The organism is Streptomyces sp. NPDC101194 (assembly GCF_044767885.1).
In the GTDB taxonomy this organism is placed as follows: Bacteria; Actinomycetota; Actinomycetes; order Streptomycetales; family Streptomycetaceae; genus Streptomyces.
Genome location: NZ_JBIWOS010000029.1, coordinates 1 through 4,499, shown reverse-complemented (window position 1 = coordinate 4,499; position 4,499 = coordinate 1). Strand labels below are relative to the sequence as shown.

General features: G+C 66.6%; 4 protein-coding genes. 1 reads left to right on the top strand and 3 read right to left on the bottom strand.

What is annotated here, in order from left to right:
* Positions 1-255: 255 nt before the first annotated feature.
* From ACIRP2_RS39565 to ACIRP2_RS39555, 3 genes are all read right to left on the bottom strand, one after another.
* Positions 256-561 (bottom strand): hypothetical protein, encoded by a 306-nt coding sequence (locus ACIRP2_RS39565; RefSeq protein ID WP_404258609.1) that lies wholly within the window; start codon positions 559-561, stop codon positions 256-258.
* Positions 562-612: 51 nt separating this feature from the next.
* Positions 613-1,014: a transposase gene (locus tag ACIRP2_RS39560; protein WP_404258608.1), complete on the bottom strand. Its 402-nt coding sequence runs from the start codon at positions 1,012-1,014 to the stop codon at positions 613-615.
* A gap of 124 nt (positions 1,015-1,138) precedes the next feature.
* Positions 1,139-1,606, bottom strand: a complete 468-nt coding sequence (locus ACIRP2_RS39555) for a hypothetical protein (protein WP_404258607.1) — start codon at positions 1,604-1,606, stop codon at positions 1,139-1,141.
* A gap of 730 nt (positions 1,607-2,336) precedes the next feature.
* On the opposite strand from ACIRP2_RS39555, the gene ACIRP2_RS39550 reads away from it, so the two are divergent.
* Positions 2,337-3,824 (top strand): IPT/TIG domain-containing protein, encoded by a 1,488-nt coding sequence (locus ACIRP2_RS39550; protein WP_404258606.1) that lies wholly within the window; start codon positions 2,337-2,339, stop codon positions 3,822-3,824.
* Positions 3,825-4,499 lie beyond the last annotated feature (675 nt).

The window sequence follows — 4,499 nt, the reverse complement described above, 5'->3', positions numbered from 1 at the left end:
CCACCCCCGCAACTACCTGGCCTTCCTCGGCCTCGCCGCCGCACTCTGCTGCTACAAACGACTCCTCCGACGCGCCACATAGGACACCGTCTAAGTCGCGGGGCCGCTCGTGGCGGCCTTCCTCGCGGGTGGCCGGAGCGGCGCGGGGCGGGTGCGACGGCGAGCATGTACCCATCACGCCGCCGTTGGCCCCCACGGGAAACTGCCTCTTTCCATGGCTGTCGCGTGGCAGAGACACCTCATGCAGTTAAGCCGTCAAACCGTGGGCTGTCGGCCGCCCCATCGCGCCCGCAGAACCTCGGCCCAATCGCCGGCTTCCGGCCCCGGATCCTCCAGCTGCGGCACCACGCCGGGAGCCGTCTCGATCAAGTGCACGAGCGTCCAGGCGACGCCATAGCAGTCGTCAGGGCCGAAGCAGGTGGCCAGAGCAGCGGCCTCTTCGGACGTGACAGGACGGGAGATCGCCGTCAGCCGGCGTTCACGCCGGTCGATCTCTCCCTCGCTCGCGTCCCGGTCGGGAAGCGGTCCGTCGGCAACGAACGTCTGCACTTCGGGTCTCATGACCGAATGATCGTCTCCCCTGCCGCCCCTGAACAAGCTGCCCCGTTCTGTTCACGCGGTGACTGTTCCTGAAAGGTGGGGCTCTGTGGGGAAGGCGATCGCTCCATCGAGCGGGATCCGTACCAAGAGGCAGTGGTGGAGCCGACCCGACATCCGGTTGAACAGGTGCCGCCGAGCCTGCATGTACCAGTCCCCTCCTGCCCGGCGGCGCCGGTAGTGGGAGTCCGCTCCAGTGGAACCGCTGAGGGAGGCGAAAGCCCACAGGTGACCGACGTGGTTGAGCCGGTTGTTCTTGACGAACCGGCGTCCGACGTAGCGGCGTTTGCCGAAGGCCCGCGTGATCGGGGCCGCGCCGGCGTACGCCTTCGGTCCTCCAGCCATGGCGAACCGGCTCCTGTAGTCGCCGATCCCGCCCAGAATGAGGGAACCGACCTGGGGACCGATCCCGGCCATGGGTGCAGCCGATCTCGCCGGTGACCTTCACCGTCGCTCGGCTACGACTACCGTGGGGCAGCTACGCCTGCCAGGTCGCCCACTCCGAGTTCTCAACACGGGGCGCCAGCCGGAGGGCTGCGGATCACGACGACCCAGGCTGGGGCTCCTCGCCGTCGTAGGTCGCCAGCGCAGCCTGACGGCATTCCAGCAGGCCGCCAAGGTCCTCGTGAGTCACGTGCTCCTGGGTCAGTGCCACCATGGCCCTGGCCTCGACCGAGGCCCATGCGTGCCGGGCGCGTTTGTTGGCGCGGCGCCTGGCGTCGCTGCGGAGGAAACCCGCTCCCGCCGCGAACCCGGCAGAGGCCAGAGCGGCGAGGGCGGCGGGAACGCGCACGTCCGCCGAGGCCAGTCCTGCCGCTCCCGCCGTGCCCGCGAGCAGGGCCGCGGGGAAACCGAGGGCGATGTCCGCCTTGGTCCAGAACTCGGCCCGGCGGTGGGCGAGATTCCTCTGGCGCGTCGCCTCGTCTCTCAGCCGCTCGATCTCGGCACGCAGGCGATGCGCGAACTCCTCCGGACTCAGGCGCGTGGTTCCGTCAGCGGGAGTGACCATAAAGGCATTCCAACACGCCTGCATCAGAAGGTACTTGGCCAGCCCGGACAGCCTTCGGGCGCGGCAGACGTGAGCTTCCCACAATGGTGTGCCGCCAAGTCGTACAGCCGATCTTGCCGGTGCGGTGGCAGGACATCACTGAACGCGGCATCCGTCTCCATCACCGCACCTACGACGACGATCTGCTGGGCCCCGACCGGGGCCAGGACTGCGAAGTAGCGGCCGGGCGGGAATGGGAAGTCCACGCCACACGACGTTGGCCAGATCTGGATACGACTCCCCGACGGGGAGCTCGCCGAGATCCTGTGATCCACCGCAAGCACGCCCACCACCCGTTCAACGACCGCACCTGGCAGTACCTCCAGACCATCACCTCTCATCGTACGGACCACGACCGGCACGAGGCGGATCTCACCGAGGCCCTCGCTCAGCTCATGCCCCCGCGCCCGTACCGGATCTGCCCCACGGTTCAAGGCCGTCACGGCAGTAGCGAGGGCATGTCCATGCAGACGCCGACGAGAGTGCTCGACATCTCCGAGTCGGGGCGACGACGAGGTTGCGGGGAAATCAGATCCGCGAGGCCGTTTACTACGGCTCCGCTTTAAGTCAGACCCCATTCCGAACGAGTGAACCTGAGAATACAAAGAGCCTGATAACCGCCAGGGCGCCCAGTAAGCGAATACATTGAAATGGAGATTTTTGACGCTGGGTGAAGACTTAAGGAGCGAACATGGCGGCGGCACAACAGGCCACTCCGATCACGCCTCAGGTGGCCATGACCCTGGCCGCCATCGCGGCAACCGGAGCGACTCCGCGTCCCTCGGGGGAGTCCCTTCAAGCCCAGACCGAGCGAATCAAGCTCGGCATCTCCCGGCAGTTCTCCAACTCCCCCCTCACGAAAAATTGGACACCGACGTGGCTCGCGCTGAGCCCGGACAACGCGAACATGGCGTACATCGCCAAGAACAACGACGGCTCGAACCAGTTTGCCGTGGTCGTCCGCGGGACGATCGCCAGCGTGACCGACATTCTCGAAGACCTCGACGTCGGCACGGTGGTGCCATTCACCGCCAGCGGGTCGACGTCCCCCATCTCCGTGTCGAAGGGGGCGATGGACGCCTTCACTCAGGTCGCCGACATGCGTTCGCTCAGCGCCAACTCCAATCTCGTGCAGGCGCTCGCCGGCCTCTTGACGGGGATTCCGCAGCCAACGGTCTACGTGATCGGTCACAGCCTGGGTGGTTGCATCGCAAACATGGTCGCGCTGTACCTGAAGGCGCAGACCTGGCAGCAGAGCCAGCCACAGTTCGGGGTGGTCACCTTCGCGGCACCCACCGCCGGACTGCAGAGCTTCGCCGACTACCTCACCTCCCAGTTCGGGAGCATGAACCAGCGCTACGTCAACGCCTACGACGTGGTGCCGCTGGCCTGGGCCAATCTCCCCACCGCGGAGAGCTGGTACCCGGATCCCGGACCTGCGGCAACTCTCGAGGTGAAGGTGCTCCTCGGGTCGATCGCAGCTCTGCGCGGGAACCATGTCTACGTCCAGCCGGGCACTGCCGTCAGCAAGAACACCGACTACATGGTCCGCGACGACAATTTGGTCAAGGCCTCGGTTGAGGATTTCCTGGGCCAGGTCGCATTTCAGCACGCCAACTCCACTTACCTCAAACTGCTGGGCGCGCCCGCCCTTTCCGGGCCGCCGGTGGTGACCGCTGTGATCCCCAGCGCCGGCAAATCGGGCACACAGGTCACTATCAAGGGCAGCGACTTCAGCAAGGATTGCAACGTCGACTTCGGCCCCGTCCCGTGCCAGAAACCACCCACGTTCAACCCTGACGGCACCATCACTGCCGAAGTGCCCGACGGAACCGGCATCGTCAACGTGTATGTCACCAACCCCCTGGGCAGCTCCCCGGCAGTCCCGCTCGGACAGTTCGCCTACGGCGGTCCCGAACCCGTGGTGGTCACCGGAATCACACCGGACAGGGGCAAGGCCAACGACTCGGTCACTATCTCCGGCGCGGGCTTCGCGAAAGGCGCCTCCGTATATTTCGGGAAGAACGCCTCGCCATCCGTCCAGGTCGACTCGGACAAGATCATCGCCAAAGCACCCCCGTCGGGCAAAGCTACGAGCACGACCGTGGACATCACCGTGGCCGTGAACGGCTACTCCTCCCCCACCATTCCAGCCGACGAGTTCACCTACACCGGGTGACACCGGAGTCGGTCAGCTCACTGGTCCCGGACAGCGGTCGCCCCGCGGTCCGGGACCACATCGCGCCCATGAACCCAGTGGCCCGAACGCCGCTACGCCATCGAAGGGCGCCCGCGGCCCGGGCCTCACGCTCGCCCGGCAACCGGCCGACGACGGGCCCTCGCTCCCGGCCCGATCCACCACAGAAGACCGCAAGTGCACCGGACCTCAGGACGGTTCCCATCACCGGTCTCCACACCCTCTGCCCGATCGATCCGCCGCTGCGCCGTCAGCCTGGCCGCAAGGACGACGCCCGTCGCCGGGTCGCGATGCACAGGGACGTACAGGCCCCAGTCGGCGTCACCGGCCATGAGCCGGCCCCCAGCCCACATCTCCGGAGTGGTGAGCAGCTGACGACCGGCGAGCGGGCCGCCCAGGAGCCGGACGATCACAGCGGTACCTCCATCCGGCGAGACTCCCCCGCCCCACCCCTTGGTGGGGCTCCGCACCGAAAGAACGGCGGTTGTCTGCATATTCCGCCCCGGCTCTGCCGCCGGGCTGACAGCGGCGCGATGCGGTGGCCCTGACGGGCCTTGTGGGATAAGAAGTCATCTCAATTGGTGAGTCTTCGGTAGCAGATGAGGGTGCAGGCGATACTCGTGAAGGCGAGGAAATGGTCGGCTTTGCGCTCGTAGC

Bases quoted from the DNA above. Each gene is read 5' to 3' on its own strand.
- ACIRP2_RS39550 (WP_404258606.1), top strand. From the start codon at position 2,337: ATGGCGGCGGCACAACAGGCCACTCCGATCACGCCTCAGGTGGCCATG.
- ACIRP2_RS39555 (WP_404258607.1), bottom strand. From the start codon at position 1,606: ATGGTCACTCCCGCTGACGGAACCACGCGCCTGAGTCCGGAGGAGTTC.
- ACIRP2_RS39560 (WP_404258608.1), bottom strand. From the start codon at position 1,014: ATGGCCGGGATCGGTCCCCAGGTCGGTTCCCTCATTCTGGGCGGGATC.
- ACIRP2_RS39565 (WP_404258609.1), bottom strand. From the start codon at position 561: ATGAGACCCGAAGTGCAGACGTTCGTTGCCGACGGACCGCTTCCCGAC.